The organism is Levilactobacillus brevis, from assembly GCA_021383565.1.
Lineage (GTDB): Bacteria > Bacillota > Bacilli > Lactobacillales > Lactobacillaceae > Levilactobacillus > Levilactobacillus brevis_B.
In genome coordinates this window covers 953,058-977,639 of the sequence record CP079699.1, presented here as the reverse complement: position 1 = coordinate 977,639, position 24,582 = coordinate 953,058, and the positions used below count along the sequence as shown (strand labels likewise).

Annotated in this window: 22 protein-coding genes, 1 tRNA gene and 1 pseudogene; 17 read left to right on the top strand and 7 right to left on the bottom strand. The window is 50.6% G+C overall.

Annotated features, from left to right (window positions below):
* The gene (gene holA / locus KB236_04640; protein ID UIF30019.1) at nt 1-1,032 is read left to right on the top strand and encodes a DNA polymerase III subunit delta; all 1,032 of its coding nucleotides are present in this window, start codon (nt 1-3) and stop codon (nt 1,030-1,032) included.
* Nucleotides 1,033-1,106: 74 nt separating this feature from the next.
* On the opposite strand, the gene rpsT is transcribed toward holA, so the two are convergent.
* The gene (rpsT, locus tag KB236_04635) at nt 1,107-1,361 is read right to left on the bottom strand and encodes a 30S ribosomal protein S20 (GenBank protein UIF30018.1); all 255 of its coding nucleotides are present in this window, start codon (nt 1,359-1,361) and stop codon (nt 1,107-1,109) included.
* Between the two features lie 277 nt (nt 1,362-1,638).
* Between rpsT and rpsO the strand changes: the two genes are divergently transcribed.
* From rpsO to KB236_04595, 8 genes are all read left to right on the top strand, one after another.
* On the top strand, nt 1,639-1,908 hold the full coding sequence (rpsO, locus tag KB236_04630) for a 30S ribosomal protein S15 (GenBank protein UIF30017.1): 270 nt from the start codon (nt 1,639-1,641) through the stop codon (nt 1,906-1,908).
* A 207-nt stretch (nt 1,909-2,115) separates the two neighbouring features.
* Nucleotides 2,116-3,999, top strand: a complete 1,884-nt coding sequence (locus KB236_04625) for a ribonuclease J (protein UIF30016.1) — start codon at nt 2,116-2,118, stop codon at nt 3,997-3,999.
* An 80-nt stretch (nt 4,000-4,079) separates the two neighbouring features.
* Complete coding sequence (locus tag KB236_04620; protein UIF30015.1) at nt 4,080-5,036, top strand: hypothetical protein; 957 nt, start codon at nt 4,080-4,082, stop codon at nt 5,034-5,036.
* 180 nt (nt 5,037-5,216) lie between these two features.
* On the top strand, nt 5,217-6,407 hold the full coding sequence (gene tuf, locus KB236_04615) for an elongation factor Tu (GenBank protein UIF30014.1): 1,191 nt from the start codon (nt 5,217-5,219) through the stop codon (nt 6,405-6,407).
* A 347-nt stretch (nt 6,408-6,754) separates the two neighbouring features.
* A complete protein-coding gene (gene tig / locus KB236_04610) occupies nt 6,755-8,065 on the top strand; it encodes a trigger factor (protein ID UIF30013.1) in 1,311 nt (436 codons plus the stop codon).
* A gap of 219 nt (nt 8,066-8,284) precedes the next feature.
* Nucleotides 8,285-9,538 carry an ATP-dependent Clp protease ATP-binding subunit ClpX gene (gene clpX, locus KB236_04605; GenBank protein ID UIF30012.1) on the top strand — a complete coding sequence of 418 codons (1,254 nt, stop codon included), beginning with the start codon at nt 8,285-8,287 and terminating at the stop codon, nt 9,536-9,538.
* A 183-nt stretch (nt 9,539-9,721) separates the two neighbouring features.
* A complete protein-coding gene (gene yihA, locus KB236_04600; GenBank protein UIF30011.1) occupies nt 9,722-10,315 on the top strand; it encodes a ribosome biogenesis GTP-binding protein YihA/YsxC in 594 nt (197 codons plus the stop codon).
* A 1-nt stretch (nt 10,316) separates the two neighbouring features.
* Nucleotides 10,317-10,616, top strand: a complete 300-nt coding sequence (locus KB236_04595; GenBank protein UIF30010.1) for a nucleoside triphosphate pyrophosphohydrolase family protein — start codon at nt 10,317-10,319, stop codon at nt 10,614-10,616.
* Nucleotides 10,617-10,700: 84 nt separating this feature from the next.
* On the opposite strand, the gene KB236_04590 is transcribed toward KB236_04595, so the two are convergent.
* Entirely contained in the window at nt 10,701-10,889 is a 189-nt protein-coding gene (locus KB236_04590; protein UIF30009.1) for a hypothetical protein, read from the bottom strand.
* Between the two features lie 209 nt (nt 10,890-11,098).
* Between KB236_04590 and uvrC the strand changes: the two genes are divergently transcribed.
* Entirely contained in the window at nt 11,099-12,916 is a 1,818-nt protein-coding gene (uvrC, locus tag KB236_04585) for an excinuclease ABC subunit UvrC (protein ID UIF30008.1), read from the top strand.
* An 87-nt stretch (nt 12,917-13,003) separates the two neighbouring features.
* Nucleotides 13,004-14,299, top strand: coding sequence for a GTPase ObgE (gene obgE / locus KB236_04580; GenBank protein ID UIF30007.1), 1,296 nt, complete (start codon nt 13,004-13,006; stop codon nt 14,297-14,299).
* A 161-nt stretch (nt 14,300-14,460) separates the two neighbouring features.
* Here obgE and KB236_04575 read toward each other — a convergent pair whose 3' ends face one another.
* Entirely contained in the window at nt 14,461-15,213 is a 753-nt protein-coding gene (locus KB236_04575; GenBank protein ID UIF30006.1) for a hypothetical protein, read from the bottom strand.
* A 13-nt stretch (nt 15,214-15,226) separates the two neighbouring features.
* Nucleotides 15,227-15,502 carry a hypothetical protein gene (locus KB236_04570; GenBank protein UIF30005.1) on the bottom strand — a complete coding sequence of 92 codons (276 nt, stop codon included), beginning with the start codon at nt 15,500-15,502 and terminating at the stop codon, nt 15,227-15,229.
* A gap of 169 nt (nt 15,503-15,671) precedes the next feature.
* Here KB236_04570 and rnz point away from each other — a divergent pair, with 169 nt between their 5' ends.
* The 4 genes from rnz (at nt 15,672) to KB236_04550 (ending at nt 19,951) form a co-directional block, all read left to right on the top strand.
* A complete protein-coding gene (gene rnz / locus KB236_04565) occupies nt 15,672-16,607 on the top strand; it encodes a ribonuclease Z (protein ID UIF30004.1) in 936 nt (311 codons plus the stop codon).
* 14 nt (nt 16,608-16,621) lie between these two features.
* A complete protein-coding gene (locus KB236_04560) occupies nt 16,622-17,020 on the top strand; it encodes a DUF1049 domain-containing protein (GenBank protein UIF30003.1) in 399 nt (132 codons plus the stop codon).
* Nucleotides 17,021-17,096: 76 nt separating this feature from the next.
* Nucleotides 17,097-19,412 (top strand): single-stranded-DNA-specific exonuclease RecJ, encoded by a 2,316-nt coding sequence (recJ, locus tag KB236_04555; GenBank protein ID UIF30002.1) that lies wholly within the window; start codon nt 17,097-17,099, stop codon nt 19,410-19,412.
* 20 nt (nt 19,413-19,432) lie between these two features.
* Nucleotides 19,433-19,951 carry an adenine phosphoribosyltransferase gene (locus tag KB236_04550; GenBank protein ID UIF30001.1) on the top strand — a complete coding sequence of 173 codons (519 nt, stop codon included), beginning with the start codon at nt 19,433-19,435 and terminating at the stop codon, nt 19,949-19,951.
* A 116-nt stretch (nt 19,952-20,067) separates the two neighbouring features.
* Here KB236_04550 and KB236_04545 read toward each other — a convergent pair whose 3' ends face one another.
* Nucleotides 20,068-21,213, bottom strand: a complete 1,146-nt coding sequence (locus tag KB236_04545; protein ID UIF30290.1) for an MFS transporter — start codon at nt 21,211-21,213, stop codon at nt 20,068-20,070.
* 240 nt (nt 21,214-21,453) lie between these two features.
* A complete protein-coding gene (locus KB236_04540; GenBank protein UIF30000.1) occupies nt 21,454-21,903 on the bottom strand; it encodes a universal stress protein in 450 nt (149 codons plus the stop codon).
* A 661-nt stretch (nt 21,904-22,564) separates the two neighbouring features.
* Here KB236_04540 and KB236_04535 point away from each other — a divergent pair.
* Together KB236_04535 and KB236_04530 are read left to right on the top strand one after the other, a co-directional pair.
* Nucleotides 22,565-22,963, top strand: coding sequence for a TIR domain-containing protein (locus tag KB236_04535; GenBank protein UIF29999.1), 399 nt, complete (start codon nt 22,565-22,567; stop codon nt 22,961-22,963).
* A gap of 58 nt (nt 22,964-23,021) precedes the next feature.
* Nucleotides 23,022-23,109: transfer RNA gene (locus KB236_04530), tRNA-Ser, on the top strand.
* Between the two features lie 244 nt (nt 23,110-23,353).
* Here KB236_04530 and KB236_04525 read toward each other — a convergent pair.
* Nucleotides 23,354-24,515, bottom strand: a pseudogene (locus tag KB236_04525) (site-specific integrase).
* Between the last annotated feature and the right edge of the window lie 67 nt (nt 24,516-24,582).

Below are 24,582 nucleotides of genomic sequence, written 5' to 3'. Positions count from 1 at the left end.
GTGACGATTAACGAACTTTTAAAAACTTTAGCCACGGGTGGACAACTCGACCCAGTCTATTTGATTATGGGGCAGGCGGATTACCTTCAACGTCGGCTCAAGGCGGCCTTTAAGGCGACTGTTCCTGAAGAGGAGCAGACCATGAATTACGCCAGTTATGATATGGACACGGTGCCCTTGGCCGTTGCGCTGGATGATGCCATGGCGGCCCCGTTCTTTGGCGAACGCCGGGTGGTCTGCATCGACAATCCACAATTCTTGACGGGTGAAACCAAGAAGCAGAAGGTTGATCACGATATTGGGAGCCTGCAGACTTATCTGGGTGCACCAATGGAGAGTACGGTGCTGGTCTTCTTCGCACCGTACGAGAAGCTGGACGGCCGGAAGAAGGTCTCTAAACAGCTAAAGAAGGTTGCAACAACCATCGACATTGGCAACTTCTCCGAGCGCGATGTCCGCCAGTTTGTGACGGCGCACCTCAAGCGCGAGGGCTACACCATGGCGCCGGCCGCACTGAACGCGTTGATTCAACGAACGGATGCGGACCTGACCTTGATGATGGCAGAACTGCTGAAGTTGGAACTCTTTGCTTACCCGCAAAAGACCATTCAGCCGGATGCGGTGACCGGACTGGTCGCTCAGACGCTGACGCAAAACGTCTTTGATCTGGTGAACCAGGTGCTTGCCAAGGATACGGCGAAGGCGGTTACGTTGTACCGGGAGCTATTATTGGCCAAGGAAGAACCGTTGAAAATCAACGCAATTTTACAGGGGCAGTTCCGTTTGCTAATTCAGACCAAGGTTTTGGCCAAGCAGGGCTACAGTCAAGGTAAGCTGGCTAGTCTACTGAAGGTGCATCCGTACCGAATCAAGTTGGCCCTGCAGTCACAACGGCGTTTTCGCTTGACCGACTTGAATCAGGCATACTTGGGACTGTTTCGGGTAGAAAAGCAGATGAAGTCCACGTCCATGGAACCAGAAATGTTATTTTCATTATTTATGACGCAGTTCGCCGGTGGTCAAACCGCCTAGACTGCACAAAAAAGGGGGTCGACCGTGATGGTCGACCCCCTGAATTGCATCATCTAATCTGATTGATTAATTGATTACTTAGCTAAACGTGCAGCCATCCGTGACTTGTCACGGGAAGCCTTGTTCTTCTTGATCAAGCCCTTGGAAGCGGCGCGGTCAACAGCAGCACTAGCTAAACGGTATAATTCTTCCGCGTTGTCGGCACCGGCCGTCTTAGCTTGTTCAAAACGCTTAACGGCAGTCCGCATCGTGCTTAATTGTGCTGAGTTACGTTCGTTGGCCTTAACGTTGGTCTTGGCACGTTCGATTGCTGATTTGATAATTGGCATGAAAATTTCACCTCCGAATGAGAATTCCTGTACCGGAAATCTTAATTTCAACGTATGTAATTATACAGAACCCACCGACCGAATGCAATACTTTCCCGCGATAAATGTAAAGCAAATTTACTTGATAGGTAAATACGCAGAAAAAACTTGCTATTTTCCCTGGAGTTCAGTATGATAGGTAACTGTGCAAAAGCACAAACCCTTAACTTAGTTGGCTCGACCACCACCGTCGACTTACTCAGTTTAGGGCAATTATATGAAGGGTGGTACATTTACCATGGCTATTAGTCCAGAAAAGAAGAACGAAATCATCAAGCAATACGCACGTCACGAAGGCGACACGGGTTCTACTGAAGTCCAAGTTGCTGTTTTGACCGCTGATATCAACGAAATCAACGTGCACATGCAAAATCACCGTAAGGATTTCCATTCCCAACGTGGTTTGATGAAGAAGATCGGTCACCGTCGTAACCTTTTGGCTTACTTACGGAAGACTGACGTTCAACGTTACCGTGAATTAATCAAGAGCTTAGGCTTGCGTCGTTAATTCGCCGCACCTGCGAGTCCATTTCCTATCCAGGAGATGGACTTTTTTTGCGTGGTGTACCTTCATAGTTCAGTAATTGCCCAAAGTATGGTAGACTGGAGAAAGTTTAATCATGGACGAATCTAGGTCGCGAAACCTATAACAAAAGACTGGTCGGTTGTGATCAGTGATTAACTTAAAACTAGTAAAGATACTTGAGGTGAACTTATGAGTGCGAAGATAAAGATTGTGCCGTTCGGCGGTGTCCGCGAGAACGGGAAGAACATGTACGCCGTTGATGTTAATGGTAGTATTTATATTTTAGATTGTGGGTTGAAGTACCCTGAAAACGAACTCTTGGGGATTGATGTGGTGATTCCAGATTGGAGTTACCTTCGCGAGAATAAGGATCGGATTGTGGCGGTCTTTCTGACCCACGGCCATGCCGATGCGATTGGCGCTCTGCCTTACTTCTTGAGCGAATTCAACGTGCCGGTCTTCGGGTCCGAAATGACGATTGCGTTAGCCAAGCTGAACGTCGCCGACGAGCCTAAGGTCAAGAACTACGATGATTTTCACGTGGTTGATGAAAAGACGGAGATTGACTTCGGCGACGTGGTCGTTTCCTTCTTCTCCACGACGCACTCGATTCCCGAGTCTTTGGGGATCGACTTAAAGACCGATGAAGGCCAGATTGTCTACACCGGGGACTTCAAGTTCGATCAAACGGCTAAGCCCGGGTACCAGACGGATTACGCCCGGCTGGGAGCGATTGGTCAAGCCGGCGTTTTAGCTTTACTGAGTGATTCAGCCAACGCCGAGAACCCGAACATGAACGCCTCCGAGCAGACGATTGCTGAGTCAATTGAAGAAACGTTCAACTATCGGGACGGTCGAGTCGTTGTGGCCTGTGTGGCCTCGAACATTTTACGGATTCAACAGGTCTTCGATGCCGCCGAAAAGACGGGCCGGAAGGTTTGCTTGACCGGCCAAGACTTGGAAAAGATCGTCAATACGGCCATGAAGCTGGGAAAGTTGTCCTTTAGCGACGACTTACTGGTGACGCCGGAACAATTGGACGGCTTGGAACCAGCCGAAACGGTCATTTTACAGACGGGAAAGATGGGCGAACCAATCAAGTCCATTCAACGGATGGCCAACAAGCAGGAGAAGACGCTCAACATTCAAGCCGGTGACCTGGTCTACATTACGACCACGCCATCACACGCCATGGACACGACGGTTGCTCAGACGCGGGACATGGTTTACCGCGCCGGTGGTGAAGTCAAGGCGATTTCTGACGAGATGAATTCATCGGGTCACGCCTACAAGCGTGATTTACAGTTGATGATGAACCTGTTGAAGCCGAAATACCTCGTGCCCATTCAGGGGGAATATCGCTTACTGAATGCGCACGCCAATGCTGCGATGGAACTGGGCATGCCAGCCGACCACATCTTCATTCTGGCCAAGGGTGATGTGCTGACCTACGCCAAGGGCACCATGGGACTGGGCGAAGGTATCGATGTCAGTGACACTATGATCGATGGGATCGGGGTCGGAGATATCGGAAACATCGTCCTGCGAGATCGGAAGGTCTTGGCCGACGATGGGATTTTCATCGCCGTGGTCACGATTGATCGAAAGAAAAAGCAGATTGTGGCGGAGCCTAAGATTACCTCCCGTGGTTTCGTTTACGTCAAGGCCAACAAGGACTTGATGCAGGAGAGTGGCCAGATTATCCGCAAGGCGGTTCAGAACAACTTAGATAACAAGGAGTTCGATTGGGGCCACTTGAAGCAAGATGTCCGGGAACACCTGAGTCACTACCTGTTCGAACAGACTCACCGGCGACCGGTCATCCTGCCTGTAATTATGGAAGTCAACCAACATCACCGACGTTCCAGCGGTAAGGAAAAGGCGGGGAATAAGGGCCAGACCAAGTCGACCAAGGAGACCAAGGCACCTGCTAAGGCCAAAGCCAAGTCGAACCGTGGTAAGGCCAAGGCACCCGCCACGGCGGCCAAGGAAGGTCAAACCAAGCCCCGGCGCAACCGGAAACGGCGGCCACGGGCGAAGAAGCCAGCGGCAGTCACCGATAAAAAAGATTAGTTAAATACAGACGGACCGAAACCTTGTCAGGCATCGGTCCGTTTTGATTCCACAAAATTTGTGAGTGAGGGGTGCATGTTATGGGAGAATTTTCGAGTCCAGCGGCCAGAGAACAAGCCATTGAGAAGGCCCACCAGGCGTTTTCAGCGGGAGAGTGGTCCACGGCTACCGATTGGTTTGAACGGCTCTATACCGACCAGCAAACGGCCGAATTCAACCGTTATTTAGTGGCGAGTCTCTATCACGATGAAAAATATCTGGCCGCCGAGCAATATGCCGCGGAACAGGACGCCGTTTATCTGGTTTCGCCCGCGGCCTTTCAGTTGCGGCTAGACGTGGCGCTTAAAAATCAGCAGTTCATCTTCGCCCGGGAGTTCTGTGAGCTTCCCGCGGCGAAAACCTGGCGTGACGCCGGCATCGCACAAATCGCGGCGGCTGAGGTCACATCGCAGCAGACCTTAGCCGAGACGCAGCGGGTGCTCGCTAAGCAGTTTTACCATTTGGGAGACGTCTCCTTTGGTGAACAGCAGCAACGGCTGGCACGAGCCCGTCAGCTGCCGCTGAAAGCCTTCATGCAGGGGGTTCAGTATCTACTGGTCGATCCGTTCTTACATCCTTTAATGCGGGCGACCTTACTCGAGGAATTACTCCGATTGCGGACAACCCAGACGGTGCAGGTGCACTGGCTAGACGACCAGCTGTACGCGGTGGACACCAGTCAATTACAGCCGGTGGGGGCCAGTCGAGCCGCACAGCAGATTCAACAGTATTTACATGAACACGTTGCCCAGCAAGATCCGATGCTTATGGCTAACATTTCCCAAACAATTACGTTACAATTGATGATGTTGTACCCGTTTATTGACAAAATCATTAAGAATCCGGTCGCCTGGATTCAAATCGCGGCACAACAATCGGTGACAGATCAGGCCAGTGACGCAGAATTAGAAGAAATTAATGTGTGGCAACACCGCTTAAATCGCTACATGACGGCTTTATTCGGTTCAATTGACGATAAAAATCATGAAAAACCGTAAATTCGGCAAGATTTTAGTTTACAAATAATTCTACAGCATATATACTGGTCAAGGATTCTTTTTTGGGAGGGTTCCAGCTTTCCCTTTCTGAAAAGAAGTAGTATAATTTTACGCAAAGGGTGATTAATTTTCGTCAGAAATGCGATCATCCTTGCGATAAAATACAGGAGGGTTTCATTAATGGCTGAAAAAGAACATTATGAAAGAACTAAACCCCATGCAAATATTGGTACTATTGGCCATATTGACCATGGGAAAACGACGTTAACTGCTGCAATCACTAAGGTACTTGCTGACAAAGGTTTAGCAAAGGCCGAAGATTACGCTGATATCGATGCTGCTCCAGAAGAACGTGAACGTGGTATCACGATCAACACTGCCCACGTTGAATACGAAACTGAAAAGCGTCACTATGCGCATATCGATGCCCCAGGACATGCTGACTACATCAAGAACATGATCACTGGTGCTGCCCAAATGGACGGTGCTATCTTGGTTGTTGCCGCTACTGATGGCCCTATGCCACAAACGCGTGAACACATTTTGCTTGCTCGCCAAGTTGGTGTTAACTACATCGTTGTCTTCTTAAACAAGACCGACTTAGTTGATGACGACGAATTGGTCGACTTAGTTGAAATGGAAGTTCGTGAACTGTTGTCTGAATACGATTACCCTGGTGACGATATTCCTGTTGTTCGTGGTTCCGCTTTGAAGGCTCTTGAAGGCGACGAAGAACAAACTAAGGTTATCCTTCACTTGATGGACATCGTTGATGACTACATCCCAACGCCAGAACGTGAAAACGACAAGCCATTCTTAATGCCTGTTGAAGATGTCTTCACGATCACTGGTCGTGGGACTGTTGCTTCTGGTCGTATCGACCGTGGGACTGTTAAAGTCGGTGACGAAGTTGAAATCGTTGGTTTACATGACGACGTATTGAAGACGACCGTTACTGGTCTTGAAATGTTCCGTAAGACGTTGGACCTTGGTGAAGCCGGGGATAACGTTGGTGCCTTACTTCGTGGGATCAACCGTGACCAAGTTGTTCGTGGACAAGTTCTGGCTCAACCAGGCTCGATCCAAACGCACGAAAAGTTCAAGGGTGAAGTCTACATCTTGAGCAAAGAAGAAGGTGGCCGTCATACGCCATTCTTCTCCAACTACCGTCCACAATTCTACTTCCACACCACTGATATCACTGGTGTTATCGAATTGCCAGATGGCGTTGAAATGGTTATGCCTGGTGACAACGTGACGTTCACTGTTGAACTGATCCAACCAGCTGCCATTGAAAAGGGTACTAAGTTTACTGTTCGTGAAGGTGGCCACACTGTTGGTGCCGGTACCGTTACGGAAATCGACGACTAATTAAAGTGATTTAATTAGCGTACCTAGAATGAAGGACTGAAAAGGTTAACTTTTCGGTCCTTTTTTCGTACCTTAATCATGAGGGTGCTTGACTGACTGATCCGTGAACGGCCACAATGACTCGGTGGTTAACGGATTGGTCACGCCGGGTCGTCCCGAATATCGGCGAAATGAGCGGTAGCGCTTTACTTTTGCGGGAATTTCTCGGAAAACTTTAAGGAAAGCCGCGTCATTCACGGCATTTAGACAAAAATCATTTTACAATTCGGAAAGCATAAGGTACACTTATACAGTATGCAATTGATAGAATTGTAAATAGTAATATCTTTCATTTCGGAGGGAAAATAATGGCTGCAAAATGGGAAAAAAAGGACTCTAATCAAGGCGAATTAACCTTTGAAATTGCTCCTGATATGATCAAGGATGGTCTGGACAAGGCCTTCAAGCGCACCAAGAAAAACCTGGCTGTACCTGGTTTCCGTAAGGGTCGGGTACCTCGTCAAATCTTCGACCAAATGTATGGTGAAGAAGCCTTATACCAAGATGCTTTAAACATCGTCTTACCAGACGCTTACGAACAAGCTATCAAGGAAGCTGGTATCGAACCAGTCGACCAACCACAAGTGGATGTTGAATCCATGGACAAGGGTAAGGCTTGGGTTCTGAAGGCCGTTGTGACGGTTAAGCCAGACGTTAAGCTGGGCGACTACAAGGGTCTTAGCGTAACGAAGCAAAACACGCGGGTTTACCAAAAGGACATCGACGCCGAATTAGAAAAGCAACGTCAACAACAAGCTGAATTAGTGCTTAAGGAAGACGAAGCCGCTGCTAAGGGCGACACGGTTGTGATTGACTTCGACGGTTACGTTGATGGTAAGCAATTCGACGGTGGCAAGGCTGACAACTACTCCTTGGAATTAGGCTCTAACTCCTTCATCCCTGGCTTCGAAGACCAATTAGTTGGTCACAAGGCCGGCGATGACGTTGACGTTAAGGTTACTTTCCCTAAGGATTACCAAGCCGAAGACTTACGTGACAAGGAAGCCACTTTCAAGGTTACCATCCACGAAGTTAAGGAAAAGCAATTACCAGAATTGGACGATGAATTCGCTAAGGACGTTGACGAAGAAGTTGACAGCTTAGAAGAATTACAAGCCAAGACGAAGGACAAGCTGAAGGAACAAAAGACCCAAGCTGCCCACGATGCCATTGAAGACGAAGCTATCAGCGAAGCCGTTGATAACGCCGAAATCGCCGACATCCCAGAAGCTATGCTGAAGGATGACATCAACCGTCAAATGGACCAATACCTGGCTAACATGCAACAACAAGGTATCGAACCAAAGATGTACTTCCAATTGACTGGGACGACCGAAGACGACTTGCGTAAGCAATTCACTGACGGTGCCGAAAAGCGGGTTAAGACGAACCTGGTTCTCGAAGCTGTTGTGGCTGCTGAAAAGATCGAACCTTCAGAAGACGAAGTTGCTGCTGAAGTGAAGGACTTAGCTGGTCAATATGGTATGGAAGAAAGTGCTGTTCGCAGTGCCCTTTCCGATGACATGTTGAAGCATGACATTGCGATCAAGAGCGCCGTTGACTTGATTGCTGATTCTGCAAAGCAAGACAAGAAGAAGGACGCTGAAGACAAGGACTAGTTCCTTATCTGCGTGCTTGACCGGGACGACAGTCGCTGTTGTCCCGGTTTTTATTTAACGCCGGGCTTGACCGTGCGAGGCAAATTGATTCTCTCGTGCGCTTATCTGTGGTATAGTACACGATTGATAGGGAAAACCTGGTTAGTTCGACAGGTTTACTGACCAAAATGCGTCTTTTAATGAGTTAGGCTTAAGCCTGGAGAGAAAGGGTGAAGTTTATTGTTTGAAAACACCGAAACAAATGGCCCGGTCACGTGTTCTTTTTGTGGGAAATCCCAAGATCAAGTGAAGAAGATCGTCGCTGGCCCAGGTGTTTACATCTGTAATGAATGTATTGACCTCTGTAAAGAGATTATTGATGAAGAGTTCAGCCAAGACAGCGCACAAGAAACCTTGGAAGTGCCAACGCCTGCTGAAATCGTCAACACGCTCGACCAATATGTCATTGGCCAGAACGAAGCTAAGCGGACGTTATCCGTGGCCGTTTATAATCACTACAAGCGGGTTAATGAAATGGCTCAAGCCGACGATGATGGTCCTGAATTACAAAAGAGTAATATCGCCGTTATCGGACCGACTGGTTCAGGGAAGACTTACCTCGCGCAAAGCCTGGCGAAGATTCTCAACGTGCCATTCGCCATTGCCGATGCCACGACCTTGACTGAAGCTGGTTATGTGGGTGAAGATGTCGAAAACATCTTACTGAAGCTCTTACAAAACGCCGATTACGATGTTGATCGCGCCGAAAAAGGGATTATCTACATCGATGAAATCGATAAGATCGCGAAGAAGTCCGAGAACGTCTCCATTACGCGAGATGTTTCCGGTGAAGGGGTCCAACAAGCGCTCTTGAAGATCTTGGAAGGGACGATTGCCAACGTGCCGCCTCAGGGTGGCCGTAAGCATCCCCAACAAGAGTTCATTCAAATCGACACCACGAACATCTTGTTCATCGTTGGTGGGGCCTTTGATGGCATTGACGGCATTGTGAAGCGGCGTCTGGGTGACCAGACGATCGGCTTTGGTGCCGACACCAAGGAACAAAACGTGTTGGCTTCCGGCGATAGCTTGATGCAACACGTGATTCCAGAAGACTTGCTCCAGTTCGGGTTGATTCCAGAATTTATCGGTCGGTTGCCAATCTTGACGGCCCTCGAGAAACTGGATGAAAACGATCTGGTCCGGATCTTAACGGAACCGAAGAACGCCCTGGTTAAGCAATACGAGAAGTTACTGTCGCTCGATGACGTTCAACTGGAATTCCAGCCAGCCGCCTTACGAGAAATGGCTAAGTTAGCCATTGCGCGGAACACGGGTGCCCGGGGATTACGGTCGATCATTGAAGACGTCATGCGCGATATCATGTTCGACCTGCCAAGTCGTGACGACGTGGCGAAGGTTGTGATTACCGCGAAGACTGTGACCGATCATGCGGAACCAGAAGTTATCTTAAAGGATCAAAAAGCTTCGTAATTGCCACACTATGTGGTGTTGCGACTGGCCTACAGGTTGGTCGCTTTTTTTATGGGTGGCAAAAGGTGGGCCGTGCCGGGCGTTAACCGCTTTATCGCCAAATGAACCCGCGAGAAAGTCCCCAGTCAGCTGACGTTCTGTGTTAAAATGATGAAAGATATTTGGAGAGGATGGCATTAACCAATGGAAGTCAATCACGTAGAATTAGTCATGAGTGCGGTTGACCCCGCACAGTACCCAACGACGGGGTATCCAGAAATTGCGTTAGTTGGCCGGTCGAATGTGGGGAAGTCCTCGCTGACCAACGTGTTAATCAATCGGCGGTCGTATGCGCGGACGTCTAGCCAACCCGGCAAGACGCAGACCCTGAACTTTTACAATGTTGAGGACCAGCTGTACTTCGTCGATGTCCCTGGCTATGGTTACGCCAAGGTTTCCAAGACGGAGCGCGAGAAGTGGGGGCAGATGATCGAGACCTATCTGACCCAACGCGACCAACTCAAGGGGGTCGTCTCCCTGGTGGACGCACGGCATGCGCCGACCGAAGACGATGTTCAGATGTATCAATACCTGGCCTACTTTAACCTGCCAACGCTGATTGTCGCGACGAAGAGCGATAAGATTGCGCGGGGCAAGTGGAACCAAGCCGTTAGTCAGATCAAGAAGTCGATGGATCTGCCGAATACGGACAACATTATTATGTTCTCAGCACCCAAAAAGATCGGTAAGGATGCCGTCTGGAACTGGATTGAACAACAAGCCTTTGGGGGGAAATAATATGGAATTTAATGATTATCAAAAAGCTGCGAACCGGACGCTCTACGGCAACGAACAGGTCTTAACGAACTGTGCACTGGGCCTTGCAGGGGAGTCGGGTCAGGTCGTGGATCTGGTCAAGAACTATACTTTTCACGGTCAGGACATGGATCATGAGGCCATCGTGAAGGAAATGGGCGATGTCCTCTGGTACCTTAGCCAGATTGCCCAGTGGGCCGACATTGATTTTGACGAGGTGGCTCAAGATAACATTAAACGCTTGAACGAACGGTACCCGCACGGTTTCCAACCGGAACGGTAGGCGCATTCGGTGACCACGAGCTGAGAAGCTGGTCAGCAAAAAGGACCCACGGTTAATTACCGTGAGTCCTTTCGTTTAATGACGTTAGTCCTGACTGTGATCCTGTTCGTGTTTTGATTTATCAGATTTGATCAAGCCTTTTGCACGCTTGTTATCCTTGTGGGCATCGGCACGCTTCAGAAACTTGTCGCGCTTCACGTCCGTCGGGTCCATCTCAGCAAATTTACCGAACATGGAGTCAAGGTCATCCTGGCGTTTTACTTTGAGAGCCATTCAAGCCACCTCCTTGTCTTTAGCAGTATCATAGCAGAATTAGGCGGCTTTGTCATTTATCAGCGTGAAGCTTGGCAAAAACCGAATAAAATTTGTGCTTTTTTGAAGGTTCGTGAAAGCCGGGCGACCGGGGTAAATTGCTTGCACCAAACAGATATTCGGCTTATACTTTATTAGCTAATTCGAGAAATGAACGGGAGGTTAGGCCCTTGGCATCGGAATATTTGGAACATAAACTGGCGTTATTGCCGGGCCTTCCCGGCTGTTATCTGATGAAGAATATCAACAGCCAGATTATTTACGTGGGGAAGGCTAAGAACCTGAAGAACCGGGTGCGCTCCTACTTTAAGAGTAGCCACACCGGGAAGACGGCTCAGTTGGTCAGCGAGATTGTGGACTTCGAGACCATCATCACGTCGACGGATAAGGAGGCCTTTCTCCTTGAAATCACGCTGATTCAAAAGCATCAGCCGTACTTCAATATCAAGCTGAAACGTGGCACCGGTTACCCCTACATCAAGATTACAAATGAACGCGATCCGCAGCTGTTGCTGGTCAATGACGTGAAGAAGGATGGCGCTTACTACTTTGGCCCGTATCCCAACGTTTATGCGGCCGAGGAGACCATTCACTTCTTACAGAAGGTTTATCCGCTCCGGCGGTGTACCGGTTATCAGGGCCGACCGTGCCTGTATTACCACATGGGCCAGTGCCTGGGTGCCTGCTTCAAAGAGGTGCCGGAGGCCGAATACGATGAGCAGATCAAGAAGATTAAGTCGTTTCTAAACGGTAACGTGGGTCACGCCGAGAAGGAATTGTCCGAACGCATGACGGCCGCTGCCGCCGATATGGCCTACGAGCGGGCCGCCGATTTGCGCGACCAGATTCGCTACATCGAAGCCACGGTGGAGAAACAGAAGATTATCTCCAACGACAGTACGCCACGAGACATCTTCAACTTCTATCTGGACAAGGGCTGGCTGTCAATTCAGGTCTTCTTCATCCGGCAGGCGCGGTTGATGAAGCGGGAGAAGCGGCTCTTCCCCATCGTCAGCACGGCCGAAGAAGAGTTGGCCAGCTTCATCGTGCAGTTCTATCAACGCAAGAATACAGTCTTGCCGCGTGAGATTCTCGTGCCCGCCAGCATCGACGGGGAGACGATCGAAGCGATCCTCCACGTGCCCGTGAGAACGCCGCAGCGGGGCACCAAACGTGATTTGCTAGACATGGCCGGGAAGAACGCCCGACTGGTCTTAGAAGAGAAGTTTCGGCTGCTGGAGCTCGATGAGGGCAAGACGACCGGGGCCATGAAGGAAATTACCGATGCGTTGGGCATTGCGCCGGGGCATAAGATTGAAGCGTTTGACCACTCCCACATTCAGGGGGCTGATCTGGTCTCCGCAATGGTGGTCTTCGTTGACGGTCAACCCAATAAGAAGTTGTACCGGAAGTATAAATTACGGACGGTGGATCACGCCGACGAAACGGCCAGCACGTTAGAGGTCATTCGGCGGCGGTACGGACGGCTACTCAAGGAACACGCTCAGATGCCGGACCTCATCTTGATGGATGGGGGCGACATTCAGATGAATGCCGTAAAGGAAGTGTTGGCCGATGAATTCGACCTCCATATTCCGGTTGCCGGAATGGTCAAAAACGACCACCATAAGACGGCCGACCTGTTGTTTGGTCCCGACGACCACCACGTGCATTTAGACCCCAAGAGTCAAGGCTTCTACCTGGTACAGCGGATTCAAGACGAGGTGCACCGGTTCGCGATCACCTTCCACCGGCAGGTTCACAGCAAGCATTCCCTGAGTTCACGTCTCGACCGGATTCCCGGGGTGGGGCCGAAGACGCGGAATAAATTGTTACGAAAATTCGGTTCCATGAAGAAGATTGGCGAGGCCAGCGTGGATGATTTACGCGATCTGGGGATTAGTGAAACGGTGGCCCAGACGATTCGGTTGACCTTACAAGCCGAGACGGCGGAGATTAAAAATCCGCGGACGCCAACCAAACTTTGACGTGGCGGCCGTTTGCCGGTATACTGGCTAGCAGGATACTTACGAAGAAGGCAGCACGGGCTGGCTTAGAAAACGAGGAATAAAATTATGTTTGTAGATCAAGTTAAAATTAGTGTCAAGGCCGGTAAGGGTGGCGACGGGATGGTTGCCTTCCGCCGGGAAAAATTTGTGCCGAACGGTGGGCCAGCCGGTGGTGACGGTGGTCGCGGTGGGAACATCGTGTTCGCCGTTGACGAAGGCTTGCGGACGTTGATGGACTTTCGGTACCAACGGAAGTTCAAGGCCAAGAGTGGTGGCAACGGGGCGATCAAGTCGATGACCGGTCGCGGTGCCGAGGACACCATTATCAGTGTGCCTCAAGGGACCACGATTTATAACGACGAGACCGGGGCCGTGATTGCCGACCTCGTGGCCAGTGACGATTCCGCCATTGTGGCCAAGGGTGGCCGTGGTGGTCGGGGGAACATTCACTTTGCGTCCCCGAAGAACCCGGCACCTGAAATTGCCGAAAATGGAGAACCCGGTCAAGAGTTTGAGATTCGTCTGGAATTAAAGGTGCTGGCCGATGTCGGGTTGGTTGGTTTCCCGTCCGTTGGGAAATCAACGTTACTCTCCACGGTGACGAGTGCCAAGCCGAAGATCGCCGAGTACCATTTCACCACGTTAGTGCCTAACCTGGGGATGGTGCGCTTACCGGACGGCCGTGACTTTGTGATGGCCGATCTACCAGGACTGATCGAAGGCGCCGCTAACGGTGTGGGACTGGGGTTCCAGTTCCTCCGGCACGTTGAGCGGACGCGGGTTATCCTGCATCTGATCGACATGAGTGGCCTGGAAGGTCGCGATCCTTACGAGGACTTTGAAAAGATTAACGAAGAACTCAAGATGTACGATCCGGATATTCTGAAACGGCCGCAGATTGTGGTCGCCAATAAGATGGATATGCCAGATTCCACCGATAACCTGGCGAAGTTCAAGGAAGATCTGAAACAAGACAAGCTATTGGCCGCAGCGCCCGAAGTCTACGCCGTGTCTGCCTTAACGCACGATGGGTTAACACCCCTCCTGCAACGGACAGCGGATATCTTGGCCGCAACGCCGAAGTTCCCAGTCAAGCAAGAAGAAGTGGTCGAGAAGGCCGAGTACGACTTCAAGCCAGAACCCGACTTCGAAGTGACTCAGGATGCCGATGGGACTTGGGTCCTGACCGGCGACAAGCTGTTGAAGCTCTTCCGGATGACGGACATCAACCATGATGAAAGTTTACTGCGGTTTACGCGGCAAATGCGGGGGATGGGCGTCGACAGTAGTCTGCGTGACCACGGCGCTAAGAATGGCGACCTGGTTAAGATTGACGACTTCACCTTCGAATACATGGCTTAAACTGTGTGATTGCGCTGGTCGCCTTGCCGTTTGCAACGGCTAGTCATGGGCTGTAATCATAGGCGTTTAGATACCATGTGCAAGTCATAAACAAGCAAAAACCGTGATCCCGCAATTTATTTTGACGGGATCACGGTTTAATTTTGGCTTGATCGGGCGGCTTATAGCGTGAGCTTGAGCCACCGCGTTGGTTTGACCACTTGTTTCTTGTCGGCGAAGGCGCCCGCGAATTTGATCTTGACGGTCTTCATCGTCGGCTTGGTCTTCTCGCCGGCGAGACCGGTCGCAAAGGTGGCGAGCTTGCCGTTGGCGGGAATCGTCTTGCCCGCGCTGGCGTCGCTGAGTTGGTTGGCCGCGTTGAGCTGATGCTTGCCACTGAGTTGGATGGCGCGAATACCATCGGTGGTGAGGGCCTGCTTTCCGTGGTTATAAATGGTAAACTTAACTTGAAGCGTATAATACGGACTCTTGAGCTGCGCCAGATTCAGGGCCTGGGCCGCCATGCGTTTGGCCGCGGCGGTCTTGGCCGTGTTCTTGATGAGCCGCACCGCCGTCACCTTATAGGTGAGTTGCCCGGATTTAACGGTCGTCTTCGGGTGGCTGACCTGGTCTAGGGTGAGTTGGGTGCCGACCTTGTCAAAGGTATACTGACCTGCTTTTTTGAGGTTACCTGATTTGACGTAGTGGCGACTCCGGGTTTGTTTGGCCTTGGGCCGGTAGTTCTGCGATTCTTCTTTGTGTGAGGACGAGGACGCCGTGACGGCTGCGTCGGGTTCCTTGGCGCTGTAGCTACTAGACTGACTACTACTGTTCTTAAAGCTGGCGGTACTCTGATGACCATTGGACTGGCAGCCGGCCAAGCCCAGGGTCAGGAGACCCACGCCAATAAGTAAGGATGCCTTGATGTAACGCATGATGAAACTCCTTTCAACCGAACAAAATTTGATGGGGCACGAGTCGGTAACCATAAAGCCGCTGGGGTGGGTCTTGCGCCACGAACAAGCTAGCTTGCTGGTCGACCTGTTGACTACGGGTGCGTAATTGATCTAGGGTCAGCGGTCGTCCCGCGCCGGTTATCAGGCGTAACTGGTGGTGCTGGGTTTGTAGGTCAACCACCGGCGTCTGCTGGCCGTCATGCTCCCAATACAGGCGCAAAGCGGGGTGCAGGTCGATGGTCGAGAGGTTAAAGTCAATGAGCCGCATGCTAAGATTCCCCCAATCACAAGCTTAGCTTAATTATACCGAATTTAGGGGGAGAACCCTAGTGTTAATCCCATTTGTCAGGTGACAGCAGTTTTGAGAGTTGCGATTTCGGCTAAAATCCCCTAAAATAGTGGACGGACTTTAATTATAGAATAGGAACGAAAAAAATATGGAAATTCAATTTTTAGGGACGGGCGCCGGGTCACCCGGAAAGTTTCGAAATGTGACCAGTACGGCGTTGCGCTTACTTGATGAGCGTAATTCAGTGTGGCTGTTCGACGTGGGTGAAGCCACCCAGCATCAAATTTTGCGGACCACGTTAAAGCCGCGAAAGATCGACAAGATTTTTATTACCCACCTGCACGGAGACCACATCTTCGGCTTGCCGGGATTGCTCAGTAGCCGCTCGTTTCAGGGCGGTAACGAACCCCTGACCATCTATGGACCCAAGGGCATTCGCGACTTCGTAGAGGTTAGTCTGCGCGTCTCAGAGACCAAGTTATCGTACCGAATCCACTACCGTGAGCTATCGGCAGACGGCATGATCTTCGAAGACAACAAGTTTCGGGTCTACGCGCAACACTTGGACCACCGCATCGAATGCTTTGGTTATCGGGTTGTGGAGAAGGATCATCCCGGTGAATTGATGGTCGATAAGCTCCGGGAGGCTCAGATTCCATCGGGTCCCGTCTACGGTGAACTGAAGGCCGGTAAGACGGTTACGTTGCCGGATGGTCGGACCGTTAACGGTAAGGACTTCTTGGGACCGAGTCAGCCGGGCCGTATCGTCGCCTTTCTGGGTGATACCCGGCAGACGCCAAATGCCGCGCGTTTGACGCAAGACGCCGATGTTTTGGTTCACGAGAGCACCTTTGCCAAGGGTGAAAGTAAGTTGGCGCGTTCCTACTACCATTCAACCAATATTCAAGCGGCGGAGTTGGCCAAACGAACCAACGTCAAGCTCCTGCTGCTGAACCATATTTCCGCGCGTTACACGGGGAAATTGGCGTTAGAACTTCAGCACCAAGCGCGTGAGGTCTTTAAGAACACGCGGGTCGTCAAGGACTTCGATGAGGTTAACGTCCCGTTTCAGAAGATTAAATAGGAGGCTATCAAGCAATGAAGAATCAGTGGCGCATCGTCTTAACGATTTTACTGGTCATTATCGTGGCTATCTTTGCGATTTTAAACGTGGAAAGTGTCCCGGTTTCCTTTGGTTTCACAACGGTTCACTGGCCGCTGATTCTGATTTTGCTAGTGTCCATCTTAATTGGGGCGGTCCTGATGATCCTGTTCTCGACGATCACCGTCTTCCAGCACAACCGGGCGTACAAGGAGCTGGAGCAGACCAGCCAGGAACAGATCGCCAGTCTGGAGCAGGAACGGGACCGATTGACCAAACGTCTGCAAAACTCACGGAGTAAGCAGGTCACCGGGCAACAGGCGCAACAGTTACAAGTTCTAGAAAAAGAAAATGCCGAATTAAAAGCCAAGTTGGCCGCTACACAGACCGACTAGGAAACGAACAGAATCGATAGAGAAGGGCGGTGCCAGTGACACCGCTCTTCTCCCGTTTAGAAAGGATGATTTGCTGGTGATTGCCGCACAATACCAATGGAACATCAAGAACGTTGATCAGCCGTCGACCGAGGCCCAGCAGCTGGCACGCGAGGAAGAAATCTCACCAATTGTGGCCCAGATTCTCTGGAATCGTGGGTATCAGACGCCAGCCGCCGCCCATGACTTTCTGAATCCCGGACCGGAACAACTGCACGATCCCAATCTGTTGCACGATATGCAAAAGGGTGTGGCGCGGATTGAAGAGGCGATTGGTAGCGACCAGCAGATTACGATCTACGGGGACTACGATGCCGATGGCGTGACCAGCACGTCCATCCTATACGAAACCCTCAATGAGATGGGGGCCAAGGTTAACTACTACATCCCCAACCGGTTTACCGACGGCTACGGGCCCAACGTGGCGGCATTTAAAAAGCTAATTGCTGCCGGAACCCAGCTCTTTGTCACGGTAGATAACGGAGTGGCCGGCAACGAAGCCATTGCGGCGGCCAATGAAGCGGGGGTCGACGTGGTGGTGACCGATCACCATGAACTGCCGGCAGACTTACCCGCAGCCTATGCGATTATTCACCCGCGTTATCCGGGGGCCGAATATCCCTTTGGTGGCTTGTCGGGTGCCGGGGTGGCCTTCAAGGTGGCCCAGGCGCTGCGTGAAGAGATTCCGCAGGATATGCTGGACCTAGCGGCGATTGGCACGGTAGCGGATTTGGTGCCCCTCGTCGATGAGAACCGGGTCTTGGTTTACTTTGGCCTCCAGCTCTTGAAACAGGACGAACGACCGGGCCTTCAGGCACTGATGACGGGTGCGGGAATCAAACCGGAAGAATTGACGGAACAGTCGATTGGCTTCGGAATTGCGCCCCGATTGAATGCGTTGGGCCGGCTCAAGGACGCGGCCCCAGCCGTAGAGTTGTTGACGACGCCGGACTTTGCCGTCGCCAAAACGTTGGCTCAGCAGACGGAGAGCCAGAATCGCCAACGCCAAGAATTGGTCCAACAGATTAGTCAATCAGCCTTGGCCCAAGCCGAGGATGCCGATCACCGCGATCGGGCGGCGCTGATTATCAGTGGCCATGATTGGCACGAGGGCGTCCTGGGAATCGTGGCCAGCAAGGTCGTCGAGAACACGGGGAAACCTGCATTGGTCCTAAACGTTAACGCGGATGGCCGGGCCAAGGGGTCGGGACGAAGTGTGGACGCATTTAACCTGTTTGCGGCCTTAGACCCCCACAGAGACCTGATGACGGCCTTTGGTGGCCATCACATGGCCGTGGGACTAACGGTGCCTAGCGAGAAACTAGGCGCCTTAGCCGATGCCTTGGATCAGGAGGCTGCCAACCAGCACTTGGCGGAGAGTGGGCCGACCGAGGTTCCCGTCGCCGCAACGCTGGATGTGGCCGCAGTGACCCCCACGCTGTATCAGGAATTAACCAAGCTGGCGCCGTTTGGGACGGACAACAGTCAACCACTCTTTGCCTTTGAAGCGGCAACGTTGACCCAGATTAAGGCGATTGGAAAGGATGGGTCGCACCTGAAGTTTCAGCTGCAGGAAGCCAATCATAAGCTCAACGCCATTCAATTTGGCGCGGGACGCTACGTCGATGCCTTAACGGCGTCACCGACCGATGCTGCGGTGCTGGGGGCCATTGAAGATAATGTCTGGCAGGGTCGCCACTCGTTGCAACTGATGGTGAAGGATTTAAAGTTAACCGATAATCCCATCCAGGACCAACGCACGACGCGGCTTCATCAGGCAATGTTTCAGACGGCCGGGACCTACGTATTCTTCCATCAAAACGTGTTCCGCCAGTTAGCTAACCAACTGCCAGAAACAGCGACACCACTGCTCTATGATGGTAGTGCCGTGACGCAGTTACCCGCGGGTTCGGCCGTGTTTATCGTCGATTGTCCCGATGCGACGGCGGACTTGGAGACCGTCTTACGTCAGCTCCAACCGGCAAAAGTGACGACATATCTGTATAAGAAAGAAAGTCTTTCGCAATTAGGGATGCCAACTCGCGCGCAATATGCTAAACTATTTAAGTTCGTTGCAACGCATCGACAAGTAGATGTGGGGCACCAACTGGCGCAACTGGCAACTTTCTTGCAGATTCCGCGAACCCAGTTAATCTTCATGATCCAGGTCTTCTTCGAATGTGGATTCATCACGATCGACCACGGGTTGATGGATGGTGTGGTACATCCGGCGCACAAGGATCTTACGACTGCCCCGAGTTATCAGCTTCGGCAACAACAGATGCAGACGGAGACGGACCTGCTGGCCTGCTCGACTGCGGCGTTAACGAAGCGCCTCGCCCCATTGATATAAAATAAAGGAGCTACTTAATTATGGCAACTGATTTTACGAAATATATTGCTTCCGTTCCGGATTACCCAGAAAAGGGCATCATGTTCCGGGACATCTCTCCATTAATGGCGGACGGTGACGCCTTTCACGCCGCAACCGACGAGATCGTCGCTTACGCTAAGGATAAGGGTGTCGAAATGGTCGTTGGCCCCGAGGCCCGCGGATTCATCGTGGGTTGCCCCGTGGCTTACCAGATGAACATTGGCTTCGCGCCCGCTCGTAAGCAAGGGAAATTGCCGCGGCCAACGGTCAAGGCATCCTACGATTTGGAGTATGGGACCTCAGCCCTGTACCTGCACAAGGATGCCATCAAGCCCGGCCAAAAGGTACTGGTCACCGATGACTTATTGGCAACCGGTGGGACCATTGGCGCGACGATTCAATTGGTCGAAGACCTCGGCGGCATTGTGGTCGGGACGGCCTTCCTGATTGAATTGAAGGACTTGCATGGTCGTGACAAGCTGAAGGGCTACGATGTCTTCAGTTTAATGACGTACTAAGTTAAACGAAATAAGACGCGTTCAACCGAATTGGGTTGAGCGCGTCTTTTTTAGGACCTCATTTAGTAAACAGGTAGACATTTTTGGGGTGAGCACAGGTCATACTGGTTTCCGAATTAATTGGCAATCATCCCGCGATGGTGCACGATGAAACCGGTGATGGTTAACGCCGCGGCGAAAAATGCCAGTAGCCAGATGACGGGGACCCAGGAGTGACTGAATTGTTGGAGGTAACCGAAGAGAATCGGACCAACAGCGGCGAGTAAGTAACCGGCCGATTGGGCCATGCCAGAAATAGCGGCCGTTTGGTAGGGGTTGGTCGTCTTTTCCGTAAAGAACATGATGGCTAAGTTGAAGGCGACCCCGGACCCCAGCCCGGTAACCAGACAGACAACCGTCAGGAACGGCACGGATTGCGTGTCGATCAGCCAGGTTAAGGGGGCGACAACGTAGCCTAGAGTCATGATGCTCAGTAGCAGGGTCACCCCGTGGCGCTTGTTAAAGAGGAGCGGCACCATGAAGGACAATGGTAGCCCACTGATTTGAAGGAGGGTCAAAAGGTTACTGGACGTCAGGGTGGAAACGCCGTGGACCGCTAGAATTGACGGTAACCAGGTGATGATGGCGTAGTAAACCAGGGACTGGAGCCCGAAGAAGAGGGTGATGAGCCAGCCCAGAGGTTGGTGCCAGACGCTTTGATAGTGTGGGATGTGAGACCGTTGCTCGGCGGTCAGTGGGGGTTGGCGTTTCGTCCGGACATTGGGTAGCCAGGCCAGGATGGCAATGATACTGATGATGCCAAGGTAGGCCTGCGTAACGGCGAGGCTGGTCCGTGAGATCAGAATCCCGGAGATCGCCGTCCCGATGGCCCCCACGAGCAGCATGGACAGCGTGTAGAGGCTGGTTCCCAGACGAATTTTGTAGGGCATGTGTTCCTTGATTAAGGCCGGCACCAGGACGTTGCCGCTGTCGATACCGATCCCCACGAGGAAGGTCCCGAAGAGTAGTGCGGCTAGCGTGGGGATGATCCGCAGGTAGGTGCCGCCAATCAGCAGAAGAAAGAGGACGAAGACGGTCCGTTCGTTTCCCCAACGCTGCGCTAGTTTTACGATGATCGGTGAGAAGATAGCAAACGTAATCAAGGGAATCGAAGTGATTAAGCCGGCCATCGAGCTGGGGAGGTTGAGAGCCCGTTCGATACTGGGCAGGAGCGGTGGAATGATGGTGATGGGTAAGCGGAGGTTGGCCGCGATAAGCATCATGCCGATTAAGAACCACCGTGAGTGTGTTTGTTTCAAGATATGTAGCCTCCTAGAAAAAGTTCATGTTCCCATTATAGCCCGACGTGGAAACTGAAAAAAGGGACTTCACGACTTTTCATGAAAAAGCGTGCAATTTGTGGCTTGTTTTCTGAAAGGAAAAATTGAAGGGCGCACAAAAAAACAGAGAGGGGAGGACCTCTCTGAAAGTTTTAGTTGACAACTTAAGGCTGATACAGGACTTTAGGCGTCTGCGGGTAGGTCGTTTACAACAACGACGTTTGGTGCCGCGTGCTGGACAACGTAGTTCGTGGTAGACCCAACGATGAGCCGGGAGAAGGCGTTCGTTCCAGTCTTACCCATGATAACGAGGTCGATGGCGGCGTCTGACGCATTGGCAGTTTCCACGATAATCTGCTTGGGGGATCCTTCACGAACAATGAGTGCGGCTTCAAGCCCAGCGTCTTCCACGGCCGCCTTAGATTTTTGGAGAATCTCTTCACTGGCTTCGCGCATACCCTTAATGACTGCCGCGTAGCCACCACCGAGCCCTTGCGGAGAGAACTGGGTGATGTCAATGGCATTCAGTAAGACCAGCTTGGCGTGCCAATCCTTGGCAAGGTCGATAGCGGTCTTGAGCGCCTCGTTGGCGTTGCTAGAACCATCGATGGGGACGAGTAAACGTTGGTACATGGGTGTTACCTCCTTTATATTTGGCGGGGGCAGCAGACAAAATAGAACGTCACTGAAGATTGGTTAAAGACACAATCCCTTTTCAATTAACTAATAAACTAGATTAGTTAATGATTATACTATAACCGAAAAGAGATCGTTTGGCAAGTAAAATGCTAAAAAATAAAACGACTTCATGGTGAAGTCGTTTTAAACGCCCATAGGTTAGTGGATTATTGATTCTTTTTGGCAATTAAATAACTGTAGAGGGCGATGCCCAGAGCAATGACGACGAGGATGAGGGCGATGAGTTTTAACATGAGCGTGAATCCTTTCTACAAATAGTCCTTGTCTTTTAGTATAAAGGCGCAGTAAATTTACGCAAGCCCCTAACAAGCGAATGACTACTGCGCGGTTACAGGCTAAATAGGTCAGCCACCGTTTTATTTCACAAATTAATTAATCGGCTCAGGTTTACTAATTAGCCGTTTAGCAGTTGTATGAGTCCCCTATATCTGGGTTATCACCTATACTGAATAGGGAATTTGGGCCACCGGGTTATGAACAGATTGATCTATGAATTAGTCTTGTTATATAGTGTTCATAAGAAATAAATATATTTGTCATCGTTTTGTCTTGTTGAAGGACTACACTGTGACTAATCAGAAAGGGAGTTTGACCGATGAGTGATCTATTTATCAGCTATCAATCAGCCGATCCGTTAGCCCATTCGTTTCAAGTTCAACTCCTAGAATGGGCTGAGAAACACTGGGAGTTTCCGACCATCAGTTTCCATGAGCAACATTTGCCCGAAAAGTTTGCTGGGGTCCGCGCCGCTAGAATCAAGCGGCACCTCCGTAAAGAGATTAAACGATCCCACCGTATTTTAGTGATTATTAGTCGTGAGACCTGGCAATCGGAGTGGACCGATTGGGAAATTGCCACGGTCCGTCAGGAGGACAAGCAAGTTTTGGCGGCCAAATTGGACAGCGCCAATATCTCCCCGCTAGAGCTCCACGCGGCGGACCCCGCCTGGATTGATCCGTTCGACCCAGAAATACTGGCTCAAACCACATTTTAAATCAAAAAGACGCTTGCATTTATGGTCATTATTGGTAAAATATATTAAGTGGTGACTTGGAGAGTTGGCAGAGTGGTAATGCACCGGACTCGAAATCCGGCGAACCGGCTAATACCGGCGCGCAGGTTCAAATCCTGTACTCTCCTTAAATGAATAGCGTTAATCTTCTCTAAACCTCTTCAAACGTTGATTTGAAGGGGTTTTTATTTTGCTAAAAACGCCTCAGAACGGTGTGAAACGATAGTTTGGTGCACTTTCTGGTGCACTTTTACGTGAATAGCATCAGAATCAGTGTTTTTACTGAAATAAAAGGTGCACCATTTTGGACTTAAAATCGCCTAGAAACCCTTTGGTACCAGTCGATTAGAGGAATGCACCAATGCACACTTTCTAGTTAATATTCTCTAGGGCAGTAAGTGTGCGTGTTTCTTCCTGCTGCTGGTCCTCCTGCATTAAGTGGGCATAAACATTTCGGGTGATGGAACTATTTTTATGGCCAAGGCGCTTGGATATATACGCCATTTTCACGCCACAATAAAGCAAGTAGCTAGCGTGAGTATGACGTAGGCCGTGAAAACTGATACGTTTGATACCTGAAGACTCATGATATTTTTAAGCAGTAAGTCACAGGCACCGGGGTAGGAATCCGACCGCGATTGTTTAAGAAGACCATATGATCGGGGTTATCTAAACTCGAAGCTATCTGAAGGGCATGCAACTGTTTTAAGTGATTCAGTAATTCGTTTGTGACTGTGATCGTACGAATGCTGGATTCAGTCTTTGTCCGTTTGAATTTCTGGTCGTAAACGTAGTCCCACGACTTGTTCACGCTAATGGTCTTAGTTTTCCAATCAATGTCAGGCCATGTAAGGGCAGATACTTTCGCCACATGCATTCCTGTCATTAACCCGGTATAGATCATTGATTTTGATGTAGATGTTAGCTGAACGTTGCGATTGACCTCATTAGCTAGTTTTTCCATGTCGTCAGCATCTAGATACTTTAGTTGCGCATCTTTCCCCTGGTGGCCGCCTAGCTCTGCGTGAAGGCAGAAGTCCGATCTGATAAGGCCATCGGCGGCAGCATCAATTACAGCAGCGTGAATATGACCGTGTAACTTCTCAACTGAGGCTTTGCTGTGATAGGGCGCATCACCGGTTAGCTTACGCTTGGTACGTTGTTCATCGTTACCATGAGTGAAATCATTGAGAAACTTTTGATAACATGGCCGAGTCATATCAGAAAGCTTGGTATCACCTAGCCAATCCTTAACTTGGTGTAGCGTGTAGCGGTATTCTTGGACTGTGACAGGAGCTAACTTATGAAGTTTGTACGTTTCAAGCCAATTGGCATAGTAATCGTAAAAGGTGAGGTTGTTGTTCATCTCACCAATAGATTTGTTGAATTTCTGTTGTTCAAGCTGGTTAGCCCATTTTTCGGCGTCCTTCTTGAGCGTGAAGCCACCTTTGTTTTTCGAAGTTCTTTTGCCAAACTCTTCATAATAACTCACACGAACTGACCATTTGCCGTTTCGTTTTTTAATACTTGCCATTATGATTTCCTCCTTAAATTCACCTAGCCGGGTAAAATTTATCAGAGAAACTTGTAGCATCACTTCC